Source organism: Mycolicibacterium pulveris, from assembly GCF_010725725.1.
GTDB lineage: Bacteria > Actinomycetota > Actinomycetes > Mycobacteriales > Mycobacteriaceae > Mycobacterium > Mycobacterium pulveris.
The window spans coordinates 5,221,296-5,240,887 of sequence record NZ_AP022599.1 but is presented as its reverse complement, the minus strand read 5'-3'; the positions used below and the strand labels follow the sequence as shown (position 1 = coordinate 5,240,887).

General features: G+C 66.6%; 19 protein-coding genes. 8 read left to right on the top strand and 11 right to left on the bottom strand.

Annotation, left to right across the window (positions count from 1 at the left end; translation table 11 throughout):
* Positions 1–45: 45 nt before the first annotated feature.
* The 4 genes from gap to secG are packed head-to-tail and all read left to right on the top strand — an operon-like array spanning position 46 to position 3,360.
* Positions 46–1,068, top strand: coding sequence for a type I glyceraldehyde-3-phosphate dehydrogenase (gene gap / locus G6N28_RS25435; protein ID WP_163905223.1), 1,023 nt, complete (start codon positions 46–48; stop codon positions 1,066–1,068).
* A gap of 2 nt (positions 1,069–1,070) precedes the next feature.
* Complete coding sequence (locus G6N28_RS25430) at positions 1,071–2,297, top strand: phosphoglycerate kinase (RefSeq protein ID WP_163905221.1); 1,227 nt, start codon at positions 1,071–1,073, stop codon at positions 2,295–2,297.
* A 14-nt stretch (positions 2,298–2,311) separates the two neighbouring features.
* Positions 2,312–3,097, top strand: coding sequence for a triose-phosphate isomerase (gene tpiA / locus G6N28_RS25425; protein WP_163905219.1), 786 nt, complete (start codon positions 2,312–2,314; stop codon positions 3,095–3,097).
* Between the two features lie 29 nt (positions 3,098–3,126).
* A complete protein-coding gene (secG, locus tag G6N28_RS25420; protein WP_163905217.1) occupies positions 3,127–3,360 on the top strand; it encodes a preprotein translocase subunit SecG in 234 nt (77 codons plus the stop codon).
* Here secG and G6N28_RS25415 read toward each other — a convergent pair.
* Positions 3,357–3,755: a hypothetical protein gene (locus G6N28_RS25415; protein WP_163905215.1), complete on the bottom strand. Its 399-nt coding sequence runs from the start codon at positions 3,753–3,755 to the stop codon at positions 3,357–3,359. The genes secG and G6N28_RS25415 overlap by 4 nt on opposite strands.
* Positions 3,756–3,901: 146 nt before the next feature.
* On the opposite strand from G6N28_RS25415, the gene ppc reads away from it, so the two are divergent.
* Positions 3,902–6,667, top strand: a complete 2,766-nt coding sequence (gene ppc / locus G6N28_RS25410; protein WP_163905213.1) for a phosphoenolpyruvate carboxylase — start codon at positions 3,902–3,904, stop codon at positions 6,665–6,667.
* Positions 6,668–6,673: 6 nt separating this feature from the next.
* Here the strand turns inward: ppc and G6N28_RS25405 are convergent, their stop codons facing one another.
* Positions 6,674–7,636, bottom strand: a complete 963-nt coding sequence (locus G6N28_RS25405) for an AraC family transcriptional regulator (protein WP_163905211.1) — start codon at positions 7,634–7,636, stop codon at positions 6,674–6,676.
* Positions 7,637–7,766: 130 nt separating this feature from the next.
* Here G6N28_RS25405 and G6N28_RS25400 point away from each other — a divergent pair, with 130 nt between their 5' ends.
* Positions 7,767–8,819: a class I SAM-dependent methyltransferase gene (locus G6N28_RS25400; RefSeq protein WP_197745801.1), complete on the top strand. Its 1,053-nt coding sequence runs from the start codon at positions 7,767–7,769 to the stop codon at positions 8,817–8,819.
* Here the strand turns inward: G6N28_RS25400 and G6N28_RS25395 are convergent.
* The gene (locus tag G6N28_RS25395) at positions 8,816–9,187 is read right to left on the bottom strand and encodes an ATPase (protein ID WP_163905207.1); all 372 of its coding nucleotides are present in this window, start codon (positions 9,185–9,187) and stop codon (positions 8,816–8,818) included. The two genes, G6N28_RS25400 and G6N28_RS25395, sit on opposite strands and share 4 nt — an antisense overlap.
* A gap of 218 nt (positions 9,188–9,405) precedes the next feature.
* Positions 9,406–9,672: a hypothetical protein gene (locus G6N28_RS25390; protein WP_220097469.1), complete on the bottom strand. Its 267-nt coding sequence runs from the start codon at positions 9,670–9,672 to the stop codon at positions 9,406–9,408.
* Between the two features lie 329 nt (positions 9,673–10,001).
* Between G6N28_RS25390 and G6N28_RS25385 the strand changes: the two genes are divergently transcribed.
* A complete protein-coding gene (locus G6N28_RS25385; protein ID WP_235674692.1) occupies positions 10,002–10,349 on the top strand; it encodes a nitroreductase/quinone reductase family protein in 348 nt (115 codons plus the stop codon).
* 57 nt (positions 10,350–10,406) lie between these two features.
* Here the strand turns inward: G6N28_RS25385 and G6N28_RS27365 are convergent, their stop codons facing one another.
* Genes G6N28_RS27365 through tkt form a run of 7 tightly spaced genes read right to left on the bottom strand, consistent with a single transcriptional unit; the run spans position 10,407 to position 18,462 of the window.
* Positions 10,407–11,489 (bottom strand): DUF222 domain-containing protein, encoded by a 1,083-nt coding sequence (locus G6N28_RS27365; protein ID WP_163905203.1) that lies wholly within the window; start codon positions 11,487–11,489, stop codon positions 10,407–10,409.
* Positions 11,490–11,503: 14 nt separating this feature from the next.
* Entirely contained in the window at positions 11,504–11,992 is a 489-nt protein-coding gene (locus G6N28_RS27360) for a DUF222 domain-containing protein (protein WP_163905200.1), read from the bottom strand.
* A 47-nt stretch (positions 11,993–12,039) separates the two neighbouring features.
* Positions 12,040–12,777, bottom strand: coding sequence for a 6-phosphogluconolactonase (pgl, locus tag G6N28_RS25370; protein WP_163905198.1), 738 nt, complete (start codon positions 12,775–12,777; stop codon positions 12,040–12,042).
* Positions 12,774–13,685 carry a glucose-6-phosphate dehydrogenase assembly protein OpcA gene (gene opcA / locus G6N28_RS25365; RefSeq protein ID WP_163906615.1) on the bottom strand — a complete coding sequence of 304 codons (912 nt, stop codon included), beginning with the start codon at positions 13,683–13,685 and terminating at the stop codon, positions 12,774–12,776. Before opcA ends, pgl begins: the two co-directional genes overlap by 4 nt.
* On the bottom strand, positions 13,682–15,241 hold the full coding sequence (gene zwf, locus G6N28_RS25360; protein ID WP_163905196.1) for a glucose-6-phosphate dehydrogenase: 1,560 nt from the start codon (positions 15,239–15,241) through the stop codon (positions 13,682–13,684). Before zwf ends, opcA begins: the two co-directional genes overlap by 4 nt.
* Complete coding sequence (gene tal / locus G6N28_RS25355; protein ID WP_163905194.1) at positions 15,238–16,356, bottom strand: transaldolase; 1,119 nt, start codon at positions 16,354–16,356, stop codon at positions 15,238–15,240. Before tal ends, zwf begins: the two co-directional genes overlap by 4 nt.
* Positions 16,357–16,371: 15 nt before the next feature.
* Positions 16,372–18,462 carry a transketolase gene (tkt, locus tag G6N28_RS25350; RefSeq protein ID WP_163905192.1) on the bottom strand — a complete coding sequence of 697 codons (2,091 nt, stop codon included), beginning with the start codon at positions 18,460–18,462 and terminating at the stop codon, positions 16,372–16,374.
* Positions 18,463–18,668: 206 nt separating this feature from the next.
* Between tkt and G6N28_RS25345 the strand changes: the two genes are divergently transcribed.
* Positions 18,669–19,589, top strand: a complete 921-nt coding sequence (locus G6N28_RS25345) for a heme o synthase (RefSeq protein ID WP_163906614.1) — start codon at positions 18,669–18,671, stop codon at positions 19,587–19,589.
* Positions 19,590–19,592 lie beyond the last annotated feature (3 nt).

The following is a 19,592-nucleotide window of genomic DNA, read 5'->3' as shown; positions in this document are numbered from 1 at the left end:
AGCGGTGAGCAGCACCGCGTATTAGGCAACTGAGGGAGCGACAAAATGACGATCCGGGTAGGCGTTAACGGCTTCGGCCGCATCGGACGTAACTTCTATCGGGCCCTGGCGGCGCAGAAGGCCGAGGGCAAGAGCACCGACATCGAGATCGTTGCGGTCAACGACCTCACTGACAACGCCACCCTGGCCCACCTGTTGAAGTTCGACACGATCCTGGGCCGCTTCCCCGAGGACGTCACCCTCGAAGGCGACGACAACATCGTCGTCGGCAGCAACAAGATCAAGGCGCTCGAGGTCAAGGAAGGGCCGGCGGCGCTGCCGTGGGGCGACCTCGGCGTCGATGTGGTGGTCGAATCCACCGGCATCTTCACCGACGCCGCCAAGGCCAAGGGCCACCTGGAAGCGGGCGCCAAGAAGGTCATCATCTCCGCGCCCGCCAAGGGCGAGGACCTGACCGTCGTGCTCGGCGTCAACGACGACAAGTACGACGGCAGCCAGAACATCATTTCCAACGCGTCGTGCACCACGAACTGCCTTGGCCCGCTGGCCAAGGTCCTCAACGACGAGTTCGGCATCGTCAAGGGCCTGATGACCACCATCCATGCCTACACCCAGGACCAGAACCTGCAGGACGGCCCGCACAAGGACCTGCGCCGCGCCCGCGCCGCTGCCGTCAACATCGTGCCGACCTCCACCGGTGCCGCCAAGGCCATCGGGCTGGTGCTGCCCGAACTGCAGGGCAAGCTCGACGGGTACGCGCTGCGGGTGCCGATCCCCACCGGTTCGGTCACCGACCTGACCGCGGAGCTGAGCAAGTCGGCCACCGTGGAGGACATCAACGCCGCGATGAGGGCCGCCGCCGACGGTCCGCTCAAGGGCATCCTCAAGTACTACGACGCGCCGATCGTGTCCAGCGACATCGTCACCGACCCGCACAGCTCGCTGTATGACGCCGGGCTGACCAAGGTGATCGACAACCAGGCCAAGGTGGTGTCCTGGTACGACAACGAGTGGGGCTACGCGAACCGGTGCGTGGACCTGGTCGCGCTGGTCGGCAAGTCGCTCTAGCAGTGGCGATCAAGTCACTCGACGACCTTCTGGCCGAAGGTGTTTCGGGCAGAGGCGTGTTGGTGCGCTCGGACCTCAACGTCCCCCTGGACGACGACCGCAACATCACCGACCCCGGCCGGATCACCGCGTCGGTGCCCACACTGCGCGCCCTGTGCGACGCCGGCGCGAAGGTCATCGTCACCGCCCATCTGGGCAGGCCCAAGGGCACCCCGGATCCCGAGCTCTCCCTGGCGCCGGTGGCCGCCGCACTGGGGGAGCAGCTCGGCAGGCACGTCCAGTTGGCCGGTGACATTGTCGGCAGCGACGCATTGGCCAGGGCCGAAGGCCTGACCGACGGCGACGTGCTGCTGCTGGAGAACGTCCGTTTCGATCCGCGCGAGACCAGCAAGGACGACGCCGAGCGGCAGGCTTTGGCCAGGCAGTTGGCCGACCTCGTCAGCGGGCCCGACGGTTCGCCGGGGGCGTTCGTGTCCGACGGCTTCGGTGTGGTGCACCGCAAGCAGGCATCGGTGTACGACGTGGCCACGCTGCTGCCGCGGTACGCGGGCCGGTTGGTGGAGGCCGAGGTCAAGGTGCTGCAGCAGCTGACCAGCTCGAGCGAGCGGCCGTATGCCGTGGTGCTCGGTGGTTCGAAGGTGTCCGACAAGCTCGCGGTCATCGAGAACCTCGCGACCAAAGCCGACAGCATCCTCATCGGCGGCGGGATGTGCTTTACATTCCTTGCCTCACAAGGGGTTTCGGTAGGAAAATCCCTTCTCGAAGAGGGTATGATCGAGACGTGCCGCAAGCTGCTGGACACCTACGCCGACGTGATCCATCTGCCGGTGGACATCGTGGTCGCCGACAAGTTCGCCGCCGAAGCCACCCCTGAGACGGTGCGCGCCGACGAGATCCCCGACGACAAAATGGGTTTGGACATCGGCCCGGGAACGGTGGAGCGGTTCACCAACCTGCTGTCCAACGCCAAGACGGTGTTCTGGAACGGCCCGATGGGAGTGTTCGAGTTCCCGGCGTTCGCGGCGGGGACCAAGGGGGTGGCCGAGGCGATCATCGCCGCGACCGGCAAGGGCGCGTTCAGCGTCGTCGGCGGCGGTGACTCGGCGGCCGCCGTGCGTCAGCTCGGGCTTCCTTCGGACGGCTTTTCCCACATTTCCACCGGTGGCGGGGCCTCCCTGGAATACCTTGAGGGCAAGAAACTGCCGGGCATCGCCGTATTGGAAGAGTGAGGGGTACGACAGTCGTGAGCCGCAAGCCGCTGATCGCCGGCAACTGGAAGATGAACCTCAACCACTTCGAGGCGATCGCGTTGGTGCAGAAGATCGCGTTCGCGCTGCCGCAGAAGTACTTCGACAGGGTCGACGTCGCGGTGCTGCCGCCGTTCACCGATCTGCGCAGCGTGCAGACCCTGGTCGACGGCGACAAGCTGGCGCTGACCTACGGCGCGCAGGACCTGTCCCAACACGACTCGGGTGCGTACACCGGCGAGATCAGCGGCGCGTTCCTGGCCAAGCTCGGCTGCACGTTCGTCGTCGTCGGGCACTCCGAGCGCCGCACGTATCACCACGAGGACGACGCGCTGGTGGCCGCGAAGGCCGCCGCGGCGTTCCGGCACGAGCTGGTGCCCATCATCTGCATCGGCGAGCAGCTCGAGGTGCGCGAGGCCGGCAACCACGTCGAACACAACGTGGAGATGCTTCGCGGCTCGCTGGCCGGCCTGTCGGCCGAGCAGATCGGCAAGGCCGTGATCGCCTACGAACCGGTGTGGGCCATCGGCACCGGTCGGGTCGCCAGCGCGGCCGACGCGCAGGAGGTCTGCAAGGCGATCCGCGACGAACTCGGCAAGCTGGCGTCGCCGCAGCTGGCCGCGGGGGTGCGGGTGCTCTACGGCGGCTCGGTGAACGCCAAGAACGTCGGCGAGATCGTCGCGCAGGAGGATGTGGACGGCGCGCTGGTCGGCGGGGCGTCGCTGGACGGTGAGCAGTTCGCCACGCTGTCGGCCATCGCGGCCGGTGGGCCGTTGCCGTAGCGCGCGGGTCCGCCTGTAGGCTGGCTGCCATGGAACTGGCCCTGCAGATCGTCCTGGTCGTGACCAGCGTGCTGGTCGTGCTCCTGGTCCTGCTGCACCGCGCCAAGGGCGGCGGCCTGTCGAGCCTGTTCGGCGGCGGTGTGCAGTCGAGCCTGTCCGGGTCGACCGTTGTGGAGAAGAACCTGGACCGTCTGACGCTGTTCGTCACCGGCATCTGGCTGGTGTCGATCGTCGGCGTCGGCCTACAGATCAAGTACGGCTAACCCGGAGCTACCACCGTCGGCGGCACGATCGGTGCCACGCCGGGGTTCTGCGGGCCTGCGGGCGCCATCGGCGCGACAGGCAGTTGACCGACGACAACCCCCGGTGGCAGCCCCGGTGGCACCCCTGGCTGTTCGACACCCTGGGCCTCGGCCGGCGGGGCATAGCAGTTCGGCGACCCGTCGGCCTGCGTGTCGTTCGGGTCCGAGGTGGGCACCCCACCCGAATCGACGCAGCACAGATCGGCGTTTCGGACGGTCTGCTTCATGCAGTTGTCGTACGCCTCGACGTCCCATTCGCCGTCGTCGGGTGCGGCCGCGGCGATCGCGATCGCGGCGAACGCATTGGCCGACAACGTGACGGTGGCGAACACTGCGGTGGTGATTGTCATGGCCATGATGGCCTCCTGCTGTGTTGTCGAGATTCAATGACAGGCCACGCCCATATCGTGCGCCTGATGCCGTGCCGACTTCCATGAACGGCCAAATTCATTCGACAGTAGTTGAGTAGGCAAGAAGTCGTGGCGGCACCATACTGGAATGCATGGTCGACGATCTCGAGCCGATCGGTGCGGTACAGCGCACCCAGGTCGGCCGCGAGGCGACCGAGCCGATGCGCGAGGACATCCGGTTGCTCGGCGGTATCCTCGGCGACACCATCCGTGAGCAGAACGGTGAGGAGATCTTCGATCTCGTCGAGCGGGCCCGCGTGGGGTCGTTCCGGGTCCGGCGCTCCGAGATCGACCGCGCCGAGCTGGCCGACATGTTCGACGGGATCGCCGTCCGCAAGGCGATTCCGGTGATCCGCGCCTTCACGCAGTTCGCGTTGTTGGCCAACGTCGGTGAGGACATCCACCGCGAGCGCCGACGCGCGATCCACGTCGCGGCCGGGGAGCCGCCTCAGCCCAGCAGCCTGGCCGCCACGTATGCGAAACTCGATACTGCACAACTTGATTCGGCACGGGTGGCCGAAGCGCTTGCGGATGCGGTGGTGTCGCCGGTGATCACCGCACATCCCACCGAGACGCGACGACGCACCATTTTCCGCACCCAGCATCGGATCACCGAGCTGATGCGTCAGCGCCTGCACGGCCACGGCGACATCGAAGACGAGCTGCGCAGACACATTTTGACGATGTGGCAGACCGCCCTGGTCCGGTTGTCGCGGCTGCAGATCCAGGACGAGATCGAAACCGGGCTGCGCTATTACCCGTCGTCGTTCTTCGAGGTGATCCCGCGGGTCAACGCCGAGGTGCGCACGGCGCTTTCGACACGGTGGCCTGACGCCCGACTCCTCGAAGAGCCCATCTTGCGGCCCGGTTCCTGGATCGGTGGCGACCGCGACGGCAACCCGAACGTCACCGCCGAGGTGGTACGGCTCGCGACGGGCGAGGCCTCGTTCACCGCACTGGATCACTACTTCACCGAACTCGCCGCACTCGAAGAGGAGCTGTCGATGTCGGCGCGGCTGGTCAGAACCAGCGACGAGCTGACTGCGCTGGCCGACAAGTGCGTCGACCCGGCCCGTGCCGACGAACCGTACCGCCGCGCGCTGCGCGCCATCCGGGGCCGGCTGACAAGCACCGCCGCTGAAATCCTCGACCGTCAACCGGAGCACGAACTCGATGTCGGACTGCCCCGGTACCGAACATCGCGCGAGCTGCTCGCCGAATTGGACGTCGTAGACTCCTCGCTGCGCGGCAACGGCAGCGCGGTGATCGCCGACGATCGGCTCGCGGTGCTTCGGGAATCAGTGCGGGTGTTCGGCTTTCACCTGTGCGGGCTGGACATGCGGCAGAACTCCGACGTGCACGAGGAGGTGATCGCCGAGCTGCTGGCGTGGGCCGGTGTGCACCCCGACTACCGCTCGCTTCCCGAACAGGACCGCGTCGAGCTGCTGGCCGCCGAACTGGCCACCCGGCGACCACTGGTCAAACCCGCCGCCGAACTCTCCGAACTCGCCCGCAAGGAACTGGACATCATCGCCGCGGCAGCGCGCGCCGTGCGGGTGTTCGGCCCGCCTGCGGTGCCCAACTACATCATCTCGATGTGCGAGTCGGTCTCGGACTTCCTCGAGGCGGCGGTACTCCTGAAAGGGGCTGGCCTGCTGGATGTTTCGGCTACTCCGTGCTATGCCCCGGTGGGCATCGTGCCACTGTTCGAGACGATCGAGGACCTGCAGCGCGGCGCCTCGGTACTGGAAGCGGCGCTAGACGTTCCGGCATACCGGGCCGCGGTCGCAGCGCGCGGCGACAACCAGGAGGTGATGCTGGGCTACTCCGACTCCAACAAGGACGGCGGATACCTGGCGGCCAACTGGGCGCTGTACCGTGCCGAGCTCGATCTGGTCGCCTCGGCACGCAAGACGGGAATTCGGTTGCGGCTCTTCCACGGTCGCGGCGGAACTGTTGGACGTGGCGGCGGCCCGAGCTACGAGGCGATCCTCGCGCAGCCGCCGGGCGCGGTGAACGGATCCCTGCGACTCACCGAACAGGGCGAGGTGATCGCCGCCAAGTACGCCGAACCGCAGAGCGCGCACCGCAACCTCGAGACGCTGCTGGCCGCGACGCTGGAGGCCACGCTGCTCGACGTCGAAGGCCTTGGCGACGACGCGGATCCGGCGTATGAGGTGTTCGACGACCTGGCCTCCCGTGCGCGCCGTGCCTACTCCGAATTAGTGCACGACACACCGGGTTTCGTCGACTACTTCAAGTCGTCCACACCGGTCAGCGAGATCGGGGCGCTCAACATCGGCAGTAGGCCGACGTCGCGCAAACCGACCACATCGATCGCCGATCTGCGTGCGATTCCGTGGGTGCTGGCCTGGAGCCAGTCCCGGGTGATGCTGCCCGGCTGGTACGGCACCGGCACGGCCTTCGAGGAGTACATCGCAGGCGGCGACGAGCAGCTGCAGGTGCTGCAGGACCTGTATCGACGATGGCCGTTCTTCCGCAGCGTGCTGTCGAACATGGCGCAGGTGCTGGCCAAATCCGATATGGGCCTGGCGGCGCGCTACTCCGAACTGGTCGAGGACGAGGCACTGCGCAGGCGGGTGTTCGACAAGATCGTCGCCGAGTACGGCCGTACCATCCGGATGCACCAGCTGATCACCGGCCACGACGACCTGCTGGCCGACAACCCGGCGCTGGCGCGTTCGGTGTTCAACAGGTTTCCCTACCTGGAGCCGCTGAACCATCTGCAGGTCGAACTGCTGCGGCGGTACCGCTCCGGTGACACCGACGAGCTTGTGCAGCGCGGCATCCTGCTCACCATGAGCGGGCTTGCCAGCGCACTGCGCAACAGCGGATAGCCGGGTTCAACCTTCACCGGCCTGTCGGCGCCAGGCCGCGGGTGGCAGTCCGGTTTCACGCTTGAACGCCCGCGAGAACGCGGCTTCGGAGTCGTATCCCACGCGCTTCGCGAGCCGGAGCATGGATCGGTTGCCCTGCCGCAGTTCGTGTGCGGCGATCTGCATCCGCCATTGCGTCAGATACTGCATGGGAGGGATGCCGATGAGCCGGTTGAAGCGCTCGGCGAGCGCGGAGCGTGACAGCGCCACCTCCCGGCCCAATGTGTCCGCGGTCCAGTGATCACCCGGCCTAGCATGCAGCAGGTTGAGCGCATGCGACACGTACGGGTCTCTCAGGCCCGCCAGCCAGCCGGTCTGACCTGCGGGCAGTTCTTCGGCGTACCGGCGCACAGCCTCCACGAACAGCAGCTCAGATATCTTCGCCAGCACGGTCGCGGAGCCGATGCGCCCGGTCGCGATCTCCTCGGCCGCGTAGCTGAACGTGCTGCGGATCCACTGAGCCGCTCCGCCTCGTCCGAGGTTCAGCCGAAGCGCGGGGGGCAGTGCCGCGACAACCGGATTCCTTTTGAGGTTGTCACCGCCCAGAAACCCGCACACGATCCGAGTCGTCGGGCCGTCGCCGCCGAGCCGAATGGTCGACAGACCCCCGTCGAGGGAGGGTTTGACGATGTCATCGCTGCCGACCGGGCGCAGGCGCAAGTCGCCTCCCAGGAGGTGTAAGTCGTTGCGCGGGAACATCACCAGTTCCCCGGTGCCCAGTTCGAACGGGGGATCGGCGGGCATCTGTACGCGCAGCCGGCCTTCGACGACGAAGTGGTACGGAATGATTTCGGCGGTCTTGCCGAGGAAAGGAGCGCACGTCTCGGGCCGCACCTGGGTACTCAAGCACCACGGGTCGGAGAACTTCGCGTGCAGGAATACCCCGCCGCGCAATGGCGTGGTCCGCAGCACGTCCGACAATGGATCCATTTCGTCATCCCGGTGTTTCGATCAAGACCGCCGGTGACAGAGCCATTGCGACCGAGGCTGGCATATCTCAAAGTCTTGTTCACCAGCCGCCCGTGCTGCAGACGATTCGAACAATTTCGAGGTGACCCGAATGGATGAACACAAACTGAACACTTTCCTCGGCCAGATTCTCCAAGATCTCGGTGGTGCCTTTGGTATCGCCTTGGTACGCATCGGCCGTCAGCTCGGCCTATACGAAGCACTACTGACCCGGGGGCCGTTGAACTCGGGGGCGCTGGCGCAGGGAACCGGCCTGGCGGAACGGTATGTCCGAGAGTGGCTGTCCTACCATGCGGCATCGAACTACATCAGTTACGACCCGGCGACACAGCGGTTCTCGTTGACTCCCGAGCAGGCCGCGGTCTTCGCCGACGAGAACAGTCCGGTCTACATGGTGGACGCCTTCGATGCGGCCGCGGCCTACCTCGGCAATCAGGACAAAGTGCAGGCCGCGTTCAGAACCGGCGACGGAGTCGGATGGGGGCGCCAGACGATCTGCCTGTTCTGTGCGGTGGCTCGGTTCTTCCGCCCCGGATACATGGCCAACCTGATCGACAATTGGCTGCCCGCACTGAACGGCGTGGTGGACAAGCTCGACAACGGCGCGAAAGTGGCCGACGTCGGTTGTGGCCACGGCTACACGACGGTCATGATGGCTAATGCCTTTCCGCGCTCGGAATTCGTCGGGTTCGATTTCCATTCGGAGTCGATCAAGGAAGCCCGCAAACACGCCGAAGCGCATGGCGGGACCGACAACGTCCGTTTCGAAGTCGCCGCCGCCGCCGACTATCCCGGCACCGATTACGACCTCGTGACGTTCTTCGACTGCCTTCACGACATGGGCGACCCGACGGGTGCGGCCGCCCACGTGCGCCGCTCGCTGAAGCCCGATGGGTGCTGGATGATCGTCGAGCCGTTCGCCCACGACACGCTGGAGGAGAACATCAACCCCGTCGGGCGGCTGTATTACGCCGCGTCCACGATGGTGTGTGTGCCGGCATCGCTCGATCAGGAGGTCGGAGCCGCGCTGGGAGCGCAAGCCGGTGAACGTCGGCTGCGTGAAGTCGTGATGGGAGGTGGGTTTCGCACCCTTCGCCGAGCCACCGAAACCCCGTTCAACCTCGTGCTCGAGGCAACCGGTTAGAGGCCGGCGCTGCGACGCACTTTGTTCACCGCGCCGCGCACCACCTGTTCGGTGGCGGCCAAGGGCGAGATCACCGATTCCCCGATGCCGACGATGCGTTCGACACGCGCGACAATGCCCTCCATGCGGTCTACCACCGCGTTGAGCCGCGGCGCGAGTTCGTTGATGCTGTTGATGGTCTCGTTGAACCGCTCCAGCGTGGCGTCCAGGTTCGCGGTGGAGCTGTTGAGGTCGTCGAGGGTCTCGCTGAGCCCCTCCAGGATCGTGTCGACCTGCTCGACGGTGACATCGGCGTTGAGCGCCGCCTGCGCGAGCTTCCTGATCCGCTCGGGTCCGGTACGTACCGGCCTGCCGCCTCTGTCTGCCATGACCGCCATTATCACCTTTCAGGGGAACCGTCGGGGCGCGGTGGGCGTCTAAATCGATGTGACGAAGTCCGACGGGGACACTCCATCCCGCCAATGCCGGACCGACCCGCGACAAGCATTTGTCACACGGGACGGCTACCGGTCATCGATCGACTACACCGCGGGTTACCGCGATGGCGAAACCGGCCGTCCGGCAACCGGCTACGACTGACGATGCCTCAGAAGGGTGGGGGTTCTTCGTTTTCGGTGAGCCAGGCTTGGCGTTGGCGTTGTTGTTCGGCGATGAGTTCTTGGCGTTGGCGGCGTTCGGCGTTGATGCGGTCGCGGGTTCGTTTGCGTCGGGGCAGCTTGGCCAGCCGGTTGGGGTCTGGCGGCACCGGTTCGGTGGGCAGGTCGAGCTCGCCGGTGTCTTGACCCAGGGCCGGAAACAGGGACGCGCCATGGGCCGCGCTGGGGTAGGTGTGCCCGGTCGGCGAGATCAACACCACGGTGCCATCGGGCAGCTGCTGGTCGCGCCAGCCGCCGGGGGCAGCGACTGGCTGAAGAACGCTTTGTTCCTTACCGACACCTGCAGTAGCGTGAATCGGCCGCGATTATGCGACAGACTCAATAGACATGGGTATCGATCACTGTCTTGGCTTATTTGGTCAACCGGCGGCTGGCAGAAGTGTCTAGCGGTCGAGGGCTGACTCCGCGTCTTCACTGGGTCTCCCGATGGCTTTATCGCGGCGGTCGGCCAGGAGTGATCGCGCGGCCGCTCAACTGGCTCTCCGCTCGACTGATAGCCGCGGGGCTTCTGTCTCGTCCGTGTGACATGACCTTGGAGGTTCGTGGTCGACGGACAGGCCGAGTCGTTCGCCTGCCGGTGGTGGTTGCCGACTACGGTGGCGCGCGCTACTTGGTTTCAATGTTGGGAGAGAACGCCAACTGGGTCAGAAATGTGCGCGCCGCCGACGGGCGGGCGGTTCTTCGACGGCGTGGAATCGAGCATGTCCACTTAGAGGAAGTCGCCGCGCCAGAGAGGGCACCGATACTCAGGCGCTATCTGGAAATCGCGCCTGGGGCGCGGCCGCACTTTCCTGTCGATATGCGGTCACCGTTGACGGAGTATGAACGGATAGCCAGCCTGTACCCCGTGTTCCGCGTCGTGGATAACGGGTAATCCCGCGCCCTCGGGGTGTGTTCATCAGATGATGGCATCGATTGGCTGAAGAACGCTTTAACGTCGTCCGCCTTCTGCTCGTCTCGCCAGCGCCGCCGCTAATCGGGTGATCAGTGTCCGCAGCATGAACCGGAGCGGCTTGCCGAGGCCGGGCACGGGCGTTACGAAGGTTGCGGTCCAGGTGATTAGGCTTCCATTCGGGAGCTTGTCGATACGGATGTCGCCGCGGTAGTTCTTGACGGGCCAGAAGCCTGGAAGCGTGGTGGTATAGGTGTGATGGCTGGGTCGGCTTCCCCCGGTGACCTCGTCGCGCACATCGGAGCCGTTCATACGTACCCGCCGGATCCCGCCAACACCGGTGACAGGCGCGCCCCGCCGCTCCCAAGACGCAGTCGACACCGTCGGCATCCACCCCGGCCAACTCTCCACATCGAGGAAAGTGTCATAAAGCACCGCAGGCTCTGCAGTCGACAATTGTTCGACGCAGAACGACAAAGTCGAAGCCATGCTGCCGAAAGCTACTACAGCCGCAAGGTCCCTGAGGGCCTTGTCCAGGTCATGAAGACGGCAGTAGCACTTGTTGTTCGACGGGTGGGTGGGCCCACCCGGCCAGGGGACCGTGTGGTCGACATCGCAACGCTGGGCGGGGCGATCACAGCCGGGCCAGCGACACGTCAGATCCCGCCGGTAAATGAATTCCCGCGAGGCGGCGCTGGGCCGATACCCCGGATCCGCGGCCGCCCCGGTAGGCACATGTAATGGTTTGAGCGTCGCGCTGCGCGCGAGTTCACGCACCGATTCGGCCGGCAGCACCCCAAACCCGGGCAGATAGCCCGGGGTGTCGCTGGTGGCATCGAGGGTGCCTTGTTCGGCCAGCACATGGATGACCGCCGTCGCCGCGGCTTGTCGTGAGGCTTGCGCCGGACACGCTGCGGATCCGCATTGGCACGCCACCACCGTTTCACCCCTGACCGCCGGCGCGCAGGCATCGGCACGACGCTGACGCTTGGTGCGCGGATCGTTCTCACAGACCGTGTCGGCCAAGGCATCCAGGCGCTGATCGACCGCAGCAGCATCCGCAGAATGCAGGGTGCCCCACAAGATCGCCATGCCCGCGGTCTCGTCAGGATAGATCTCCACGCGCGCGATCCTCATCAACCTTGGGGCGGCACCCGCACCGCGGCCCGATCGTATTTGGCCACCCACATATCCAGCCGATCACGCAACTTGGGCTGCGACAGTTTCATCCACTTATGCACCTGGCGCGCCAACGCCTCATCGAGCCCGGCGATCACCTCGTCCTCGACGTTGTCGGTGCGGTTGACGATCGCAGCCACCATCCGATAGTCGATCACCCCGCAGCGAAACACCGCGGCGATGCGCGGCAGACGCTCACGCAACGTCCTCGCCAGACCGACCTGCGCCACCGCCCGGGCATGGCTGATGTTCTGAATCGGCGAGATCTCAGCAGCCACCGCCGCCACCACATCAGTGAAATAGAACTTGGCCTCCTGATAGTCCTGCTCGCGGCGCGCGAACAGTTCACCGACCGCGGCTAGGTGGCGACCCATCGCCGCCGACTCCTCCCGGGTCTCCTCACCCATGAAGTCGACCAACTCCGCATCCGACACCGTCTCGAACATACGTTCGACGCTACCCCGCCCCACCGACAAGAGCGGCGGCTGACAGTTCAGAGTTTGGTCGCCGCGTCCTCGTCGAGCAGCCAGACCGTCGCCTCGCGGCCGACCGCGCCGGCGGCGGGCACGTCGTCGGGGTCCGCGCCGCCGACCGCCGCGGCCACCGCGTCGGCCTTGCCCGCACCCGAGACCACCAGCCACACCTGCCGCGCCCGCTGCACCGCAGGCAACGTCAGCGTGATGCGCCGCGGCGGCGGCTTGGGGGAGTCGGACACGGCCACCACCAGCCGGTCCTTCTCGCGCGCCGCGGCGGCGTGCGGAAACAGCGAGTTGATGTGGCCCTCGGGACCCATGCCCAACAGGTGCACGTCGAATTCCGGGCTCGGCTGCCCGCTCTCGGCGGTGGCGGCCAGCACCTGCTCGTAGGCCCGCGCGGCGGCCTCGATGTCGTCGCCGAACTCGCCTCCGCTGGGCGCCATCGGATGCACGTTGGCTGCGGGGATGTCGATATGGTCCAGCAGCGCCTCGGCGGCCTGCTTGTGGTTGCGCTCGTCGTCGTCTGACGGGACGAACCGGTCGTCGCCCCAATACAGATGCACTTTCGCCCAGTCGATTTCGGAATTCCGCGTGCGAACCCGCTTGAGCAGGGCGATGCCCGTGCCGCCGCCGGTCAACACGATGTGGGCGGCGCCGCGCGCGGCCAGCGCATCGTTGATCGCGCCGACCAGCCGATCACCGGCGGCCTCGACCAACGCGGTGGTGTCCGGGTACTTCTCGACGACCGTGCTCATGCGTATTGCACCCTGCCTATGCCCTGTAGTGCTTCGTGGTAGATCTCGTCGGGATCCAGCCTGCGCAGATCCTCGGCCAGACACTCCTTGGCCTCCCGGCGCGCCAGCGGGATGCGCGCCTCGGGCCTGCTGGTGCGCGTCAACGTGGCGGTGATGCCGGTCTGTGGGCGCTGCAGCGTGATCGTCTCGCCGGCGCGGACCAGCTCCACCTTGAGCTCACCCGCCACCCGCTGCACCTGACCGCCGATCCTGCTGGCCAGCCAACCGGCCAGGATGTCGAGCGCCGGTTCGTTCTTGAGCCCCGACACCAGCGCCGAGTCGATCGGTTCGTGCGGCTCCAGTTCGACGGCGGCCGCCAGCAGCGCCCGCCAGTAGGTCACCCGGCTCCATGCCAGATCGGTGTCACCGGCGGAGTAGCCGTCCAGCCTGCTCTTGATGGCGGCCAGCGGATCAGGGCTGTTGGTGGCATCGGTGATGCGGCGAATCGCCAACTTGCCCAATGGATCCTGCGCGGGAGCAGGTGGAGCGGCGCCGGGCCACCACGCCACCACCGGGGTGTCGGGCAGCAGGAACGGCAGCACCACGCTGTCGGCGTGTTCGGCGAGTTCGCCGTGCAGGCGCAGCACCACCACCTCGCCCGCGCCCGCGTCGGCGCCGACGCGGATCTCGCCGTCCAGCTGAGGTTTCGCGACCGCGCGGTCCCCGGCGACCGCCACGATCACCCGGCACGGGTGCTCCCGGCTGGCATAGTTGGCGGCCTCGACCGCATCCTCGAGGCATTGGTCGGAGTCGGGGGCGATGACCAGCGTCAGCACCCGGCTCAGCGTGATCGCGCCACCCTCCTCGCGCAGCCCGGTGATCTTCCTGCTGATGTCGGTGGTCGTGGTGTCGGGCAGGTTGACGATCACGGTCGCCTCCATTCCCGACCCATCCGGTGCAGCATGTCGACCGCCGACCGCGGGCCCCACGTCCCGGCCTCATACGGCTCCGGTTTACCGTTGGTGGCCCAGTGGTCGAGCACGGGATCAAGTATCTCCCAAGATAATTCGACTTCGGCGTTGACCGGGAACAACGACGGCTCGCCGAGCAGCACGTCGAGGATCAACCGCTCATAGGCCTCGGGGGAGTCCTCGGCGAACGCCGAACCGTAGGAGAAGTCCATGTTGACGTCGCGCACTTCCATCTGGCTGCCCGGCACCTTCGACCCGAACCGTGTGGTGATGCCTTCGTCGGGCTGGATCCTGATCACCAGGGCGTTCTGGCCGAGCTCCTCGGTCATGGTCTTGTCGAACGGCAGAAACGGCGCCTTCTTGAAGATCAGCGCGACCTCGGTGACCCGGCGGGGCAGCCGCTTGCCCGTGCGCAGAAAGAACGGCACACCGGCCCAGCGGCGGTTGTCGACCTCGAGGGTGATCGCGGCGAAGGTCTCCGTCGCCGAATCCTTCGAGAACCCTTCCTCGTCGAGCAGCCCGGGAACCTTCACGCTGCCCTGCCAACCGGCGGCGTACTGGCCACGCGCGGTCGTCTGGTCCAGCGGGTGCATCAGCCGCGTCGCCGACAGCACCTTGATCTTCTCGGCCTGCAGGTGGCGCGGTCCGAAGTTGGCGGGTTCCTCCATGCACACCAGGGCCAGCAGCTGCAGCAGGTGGTTCTGGATCACGTCCCTGGCGGCGCCGACCCCGTCGTAGTAGCCGGCGCGCCCACCGAGACCGATGTCCTCCGACATCGTGATCTGCACGCTGTCCACATAATTGGCGTTCCAGACCGGTTCATACAACTCGTTGGCGAAGCGCAGCGCCAGGATGTTCTGCACGGTCTCCTTGCCGAGGTAGTGGTCGATGCGAAACACCGACTCCTCGGGGAACACGGCGTTGACGACCGCGTTGAGCTCGCGGGCGCTCTGCAGGTCGTGACCGAACGGCTTTTCGATGACCACCCGGCTCCAGTGACCGTCCTGCGGCCGCGCCAGACCGGATTTCTGCAGCTGTTCGCAGGCCACCTGAAAAGCGTTGGGCGGGATGGAGAGATAGAACGCGTGGTTGCCCGCGGTGCCGCGTTCGGCGTCGAGCTTCTCCAGAGTCTCGGCGAGCCGCGCGAACGCCGCTTCGTCGTCGAAAGTGCCCTGCACAAACCGGATTCCCTCGGCCAGACGATCCCAGACCTCTTGGCGAAACGGGGTACGCGCGTTCTTCTTGACGGCCTCATAGACCACCTGGCTGAAGTTCTCATCGGCCCATTCGCGCCGGGCGAAGCCCACCAGGCTGAAGCTGGCAGGCAACAGCCCGCGGTTGGCCAGGTCGTAGATGGCCGGCATGAGCTTCTTACGGGCGAGGTCTCCGGTAACACCGAAGATGACCATTCCACATGGTCCGGGGATGCGGGGCATCCTCTTGTCCCGCTTGTCCCGCAACGGGTTACGCCATCCCTCGCCGCCTGAGGCGGCTCGTGGGGCCGCCGAGGTCATTTCTTGGCGGCGTCGAGCTGACCCTGCGTGGCTTCGAGCAACTCGAGCCATGACTTCTCGAACTTCTCCACCCCTTCGTCCTCCAACACCCTGAACACGTCGGGCAGGTCGATGCCGACGCCGGCGAGCTTGTCGAAGAGAGCCTGGGCCTCCGCGGCCCTGCCGGTGACCGTGTCGCCGGTGATGACGCCGTGGTCGGCGACCGCCTCCAGCGTCTGCTCCGGCATGGTGTTCACCGTGTTCGGGGCGACCAGTTCGGTGACGTAAAGCGTGTCGGCGTATTCGGGGTTCTTCACACCCGTGGACGCCCACAGTGGCCGCTGCACCCGGGCGCCGTCGGCCTTGAGCGCCTCGTAGCGTGAGCCGCCGACGAACACCTCCTCGTAGGCGGCGTAGGCCAGCCGAGCGTTGGCGATGCCGGCCTGACCGCGCAGCGCCAACGCCTCGGCCGACCCGATCTTCTCCAGCCGGTTGTCGATCTCGGTGTCCACCCGGGACACGAAAAAGGATGCGACGGAATGGATCTTGGACAGGTCGTGGCCTGCCTCCCTGGCTTTCTCCAGCCCGGCCAGATAGGCGTCCATCACCAGGCGGTGCCGCTCGACGGAGAAGATCAGCGTGACATTGACCGAGATGCCTTCTGCGAGCACGGCGGTGATCGCGGGCAACCCGGCCATGGTGGCCGGGATCTTGATGAACAGGTTCGGCCGGTCGACGATCTTCCACAGCTCGATGGCTTGCAGGATCGTCTTGTCGGTGTCGTGCGCCAACCGCGGGTCCACCTCGATGGACACCCGGCCGTCCACACCGTCGGACGCCTCATGTGCCTTGGCGAGCACGTCGCAGGCGTTGCGGACGTCGTCGGTGGTGACGGTGCGGACCGTGGCGTCCACATCGGCACCGCGTTCGGCGAGCTCGGCGACCTGCGCGTCGTAGGCGGTGCCGTCGGCCAGCGCCTTCTGGAAGATGGTCGGGTTGGTGGTGACGCCCACCACGCACCTGGTGTCGATCAGCTCCTGCAGGTTGCCGGTCTGCAGACGCTCCCGGGAGAGATCGTCGAGCCACACCGACACGCCCGCGGCGGACAGCGCCTCCAGATTCGGATTCTGGGCCATTGCTCTACCTTTCGTTCAGTTGTCCAGCGAACGCTCCGCGGCGGCCACCACAGCTTCTGGGGTGAACCCGTACTCGCGGAACAGCGTCTTGTAATCGGCGGATTCCCCGTAGTGCTCGATCGACACGATTTCGCCGGTGTCACCGACCCACTTGTGCCAACTCTGCGCGACCGCCGCCTCCACCGCGACACGGGCGGACACCGCCGGTGGCAGCACGCCGTCGCGGTACTCCACCGGCTGCGCCTCGAACCACTCCACGCACGGCATCGACACCACCGACGCGGTGATTCCCTTGCCGGCCAGGATCTTCTGCGCTTCCACGCACAACTGCAGCTCCGACCCGGTGCCGATCAGCGCCACATCCGGCTGCTTGTCGGTGGCACCGCCGAGCACATACCCGCCCCTGGCCACGCCCTCGGCGTCGGTTCCCTCCAGCACCGGGATGGGCTGGCGGGTCAGGATCAGCCCGACCGGACCGCTGCTCGCGCCGCGTTCGATGATCGTGCGCCACGCGTAGGCGGTTTCGTTCGGATCACCGGGGCGCACCACCGACAGGTTCGGGATGGCACGCAGTGCCGCGAGGTGCTCGATCGGTTGGTGGGTCGGACCGTCCTCACCCAGCCCGATCGAGTCGTGGGTCCAGATGTAGATGGTGTCGATGTCCATCAACGAGGCCAGCCGCACCGCCGCACGCATGTAGTCCGAGAACTGCAGGAACGTCCCGCCGAAGGCGCGGGTCGGCCCGTGCAGCACGATGCCGGACAGGATTGCGCCCATGGCGTGCTCGCGCACCCCGAAGTGCAGCACCCTGCCGTAGGGGTCCGCCGTGTACTCCTTAGTCGAGATCGACGGCGGCCCAAACGATTTGGCACCCTTGATGGTGGTGTTGTTGCTGCCGGCCAGGTCGGCTGAGCCGCCCCACAGCTCGGGCAGTTTCTGCGCGACGTCGTTGAGTACCTGGCCGAACGCGGCGCGGGTGGCGATCTCCTTGGAGCCGGGTTCCCAGTAGGTCAGCTCGGCGTCCCAGCCGTCGGGCAGCTTCTGCGCCAGCAGCCGCTCCAGCAGCGCCTTGCGTTCCGGCTCACGTTCCGCCCAGGCGTCGAACTCGCTCTGCCACTTCGCGCGCGCTTCCTTGCCGCGGTCGACGAGCTTGCGGGTGTGCTCGAGCACCTCGGGGCGCACCTCGAACGTCTTGTCCGGATCGAAGCCGAGGATCTTCTTGACCGCGGCGACCTCGTCCTCGCCGAGCGCGGCGCCGTGGGCCTTGCCGGTGTTCATCAGGTTGGGCGCGGGATAGCCGATGACGGTGCGCAGCGCGATGAACGACGGCTTGTCGGTCACCTTTCGCGCGGCCTCGATGGCCTCTTCGATACCGACGACGTTCTCGCCGCCCTCGACCTCCTGCACGTGCCAGCCGTAGGCGCGGTAGCGCGCGGCGGTGTCTTCCGACAGCGCGATATCGGTGTCGTCCTCGATCGAGATCTGGTTCTGGTCATAGAAGACGATCAGGTTGCCCAGTTGCTGGGTGCCCGCCAGCGAGCACGCCTCGCTGGTGATGCCCTCCTCGATGTCGCCGTCGGAGGCGATCACGTAGATGTAATGGTCGAACGGGCTGGTCCCGGGTGCGGCGTCGGGATCGAACAGACCCCGCTCGTAGCGCGACGCCATCGCCATCCCGACCGCCGAGGCCAGCCCCTGGCCCAGCGGGCCGGTGGTGATCTCCACGCCCTTGGTGTGCCGGAACTCCGGGTGCCCCGGGGTCTTGGACTTCCACGTGCGCAGCGCCTGGATGTCGGAGAGCTCCAACCCGAAACCGCCCAGATAAAGCTGGATGTACAGGGTCAGGCTGGAGTGCCCGCAGGACAGCACGAACCGGTCGCGGCCCAGCCAGTGCTCGTCGGTGGGATCGTGGCGCATCTGCCGCTGAAACAGCGTGTAGGCCAGGGGAGCCAGGCTCATCGCGGTACCGGGATGGCCGTTGCCGACCTTCTGCACCGCGTCCGCGGCGAGCACCCGCACCGTGTCGACCGCACGCGAATCGACCTCCGTCCAGTCGTCCGGATGATTCGGGCGGGTGAGGGCGGAAATCTCTTCGAGTGTGGTCACTAGGCGCTCCTGGTGAGGTCGGCTCGGCACGCTGGTCGTAAAACACCCTAGTGCGGGACGGTCATCGGTGGCAGCCCGCTCGGGGGAGGATTAGGCCGCGGTTGAGGCGAGGTCTACCATCGTCTGTAGTAGACGCCGCGCGCTGGCGCCATTTCTGAGGAGTTACCTGCGTGAGCATTCGGGAAGGCCACCTCGCCGAGGGGACGCTGGACCGGACCTCGACCGCCGCGCGGCTGCGGCGCCAGGTCGTCACCAAGGTGGTCGGCTACGTCGCGTTGACGAAGCCGCGGGTCATCGAGCTGCTGCTGGTCACCACGATTCCGGCGATGCTGCTGGCGCACCGCGGAAGCGTCGATCCGCTGCTGATCCTCAACACGCTGGTCGGTGGACTGATGGCGGCCGCGGGCGCCAACACGCTCAACTGCGTGGCCGACGCCGACATCGACAAGGTGATGAAGCGCACCGAGCGCAGGCCGCTGGCCCGCGCCACCGTGCCGCGCAGCCACGCGCTGGTGTTCGGGCTCGCGCTGTCGGTCACGTCGTTCTTCTGGCTGTGGTGGACCACGAACCTGCTGTCGGCGCACCTGGCCGGCCTCACGATCGCGTTCTACGTGCTGGTGTACACACTGCTGCTCAAGCGCCGCACCTCGCAGAACGTGGTGTGGGGCGGCGCGGCCGGCTGCATGCCGGTGATGATCGGCTGGTCCGCGGTCACCGGCACCATCGAATGGCCCGCGCTGGCGATGTTCGCGATCATCTTCTTCTGGACGCCGCCGCACACCTGGGCGCTGGCCATGCGCTACAAGGAGGATTACCGCGCGGCCGGGGTGCCGATGCTGCCCGCGGTGGCCACCGAGCGCCAGGTCACCAAGCAGATCGTCATCTACACGTGGCTGACGGTGGCCGCGACGTTGGCGCTGGTGCCTGTGACCGGGTGGCTGTACGCGGCGGTGGCGGTGCTGGCGGGCGCCTGGTTCCTGCTGATGGCCCACCAACTCAACGCCGGTGTGCGCCGTGGTGAACAGGTCAAGCCGCTGCGGCTTTTCCTGCAGTCCAACAACTATCTGGCCGTGGTGTTCTGCGCGCTGGCCATCGACTCGGTGCTCGCCTTGCCGACATTGTTCTGAGCC

Excerpts from the sequence above, each read along its gene's own strand:
- tal (WP_163905194.1), bottom strand. The coding sequence starts at position 16,356 with ATGGCCCAGAATCCGAATCTGGAGGCGCTGTCCGCCGCGGGCGTGTCG.
- gap (WP_163905223.1), top strand. The coding sequence starts at position 46 with ATGACGATCCGGGTAGGCGTTAACGGCTTCGGCCGCATCGGACGTAAC.
- secG (WP_163905217.1), top strand. The coding sequence starts at position 3,127 with ATGGAACTGGCCCTGCAGATCGTCCTGGTCGTGACCAGCGTGCTGGTC.
- zwf (WP_163905196.1), bottom strand. The coding sequence starts at position 15,241 with ATGACCTCGGCGGCCCCACGAGCCGCCTCAGGCGGCGAGGGATGGCGT.
- G6N28_RS25405 (WP_163905211.1), bottom strand. The coding sequence starts at position 7,636 with ATGGATCCATTGTCGGACGTGCTGCGGACCACGCCATTGCGCGGCGGG.
- G6N28_RS27360 (WP_163905200.1), bottom strand. The coding sequence starts at position 11,992 with ATGTTCGAGACGGTGTCGGATGCGGAGTTGGTCGACTTCATGGGTGAG.
- G6N28_RS25415 (WP_163905215.1), bottom strand. The coding sequence starts at position 3,755 with ATGGCCATGACAATCACCACCGCAGTGTTCGCCACCGTCACGTTGTCG.
- ppc (WP_163905213.1), top strand. The coding sequence starts at position 3,902 with ATGGTCGACGATCTCGAGCCGATCGGTGCGGTACAGCGCACCCAGGTC.
- G6N28_RS25385 (WP_235674692.1), top strand. The coding sequence starts at position 10,002 with ATGACCTTGGAGGTTCGTGGTCGACGGACAGGCCGAGTCGTTCGCCTG.
- G6N28_RS25400 (WP_197745801.1), top strand. The coding sequence starts at position 7,767 with ATGGATGAACACAAACTGAACACTTTCCTCGGCCAGATTCTCCAAGAT.
- G6N28_RS25395 (WP_163905207.1), bottom strand. The coding sequence starts at position 9,187 with ATGGCAGACAGAGGCGGCAGGCCGGTACGTACCGGACCCGAGCGGATC.
- pgl (WP_163905198.1), bottom strand. The coding sequence starts at position 12,777 with ATGAGCACGGTCGTCGAGAAGTACCCGGACACCACCGCGTTGGTCGAG.